The 1480-nt window shown below is 23.2% G+C and carries 1 protein-coding gene; it reads left to right on the top strand.

Annotated elements, in window-relative coordinates; genetic code table 4:
• Nucleotides 1-364: 364 nt before the first annotated feature.
• Nucleotides 365-1348, top strand: coding sequence for an IS30 family transposase (locus D9R21_RS06415; RefSeq protein ID WP_126821536.1), 984 nt, complete (start codon nt 365-367; stop codon nt 1346-1348).
• Nucleotides 1349-1480: the final 132 nt, after the last annotated feature.

The raw sequence follows: 1480 nt of genomic DNA, 5'->3' as shown, positions 1-1480 counted from the left end.
GGTGATTTATTTTGCCAAAATTCATCTATTTTACGATAAAATGTTCGTAAACTTGCTGTTTTTGGGTTAAATTCTTTCATTTTTACTCCTTTTTGCATATTAAAATTGCTATTATTTAACGAATATGATTAAATAAAAGAGTAAAAAGATGTATTAAAATGTATAAAAGAACTTTCACAAGTTCTTTTTATTATCTATATTTTATATCAAAATAAAAAAAAGTAAACTTAATTACTTTATAAACAGCTTTAAGAGACATAATTTAATTACTGTTTATTAATTAAATTATATACCTATAAAAATAATTGTCAATAATTTTTAATTTAATGTTATAAATATTTTAAAAAGAATTGGAGACAAAAAAATGCAATACTATAAACATGTAAAGTTTGATGAACGAGATTTATTTAAGGATTTATTGTTATCTGATAGTTGTAAAAAGAAAAATGGCACACTTAATTTATCAGAAATAGCACGAAAAATGGATCGTGCAGTTAATACTGTTAAAAGAGAAATTAATCGATTTAAAAATATACAAGATTATAATCCTTATGAAGCACAAAAAGATTATAAACATAAACGTAAAAAGTGTATTAAAAAACTACCTACATTTACAGAAGAACAAAAAGAATTTTTAAATTTACGATTTAATATTCTTTATGATTCACCAGCGGAAATTATTCAGCGATTTTTAATAAAGTTTGGCATCAAATTTCCTGCCTGTCTTAAAACATTTTATAAATGAATTTATTTAGGTCTTTTGGGTTTGTTAAAGAAAAACTTATTAAATGGTGGCAGAAGAAATAGAACAAAGAAAAGACCTGATAATCGTGGTAAATTAGATGAAAGATTTAGGTCAATATGAGATATTGAAAATAAACAATCTAATGTTGGTTGATTTGAAATGGATACGGTAGTTGGTAAAGAACATCAATCTAGTTGTTTAGTATTAGTTGAACGATCAAGCAAAAAATACTTTGCTATGAAATTAGAAGAACATACTGCTAATGAAGTTTTAGAAAAACTTGAACATATAGTTAGAATTAATGGTTTAGTTGGAAAAATTAAAGGAATAATAACTGATAGAGGAAAAGAATTTAGTAAGTTTGAAGAAATGGAAAAGATTGCTGGTTCTAATGTTTATTATTGTGATCCTGGTTCACCAAAACAAAAACCATTAATTGAAAGAATGAACCGTGAATTTAGGAAACGATACCTTAAGGGAACAGATTTTAATAATGTTACGCAACAAGAAATAGATTTAGTAGTTAATATTATAAATGAAAAATTAAGGCCTGTTTTGAATTGAAGAACAGCAAAAGAAGTATTTTTAGAGAATTTTAAATAAGTTTATTTGAAGTAAAATTTAATAAATGATTTTTCAGTGTGCTTAAATATTTTTAAAATAGACTAAAATTACAAATATTTTATTTTTTTTTAAAAAATAGTTGCATTTATTTTAAATGATGTTATTATCATA

It is taken from the genome of Spiroplasma endosymbiont of Megaselia nigra (assembly GCF_003987485.1).
In the GTDB taxonomy this organism is placed as follows: Bacteria; Bacillota_I; Bacilli_A; order Mycoplasmatales; family Mycoplasmataceae; genus Spiroplasma.
This window is presented reverse-complemented; position numbering and strand designations above follow the sequence as displayed.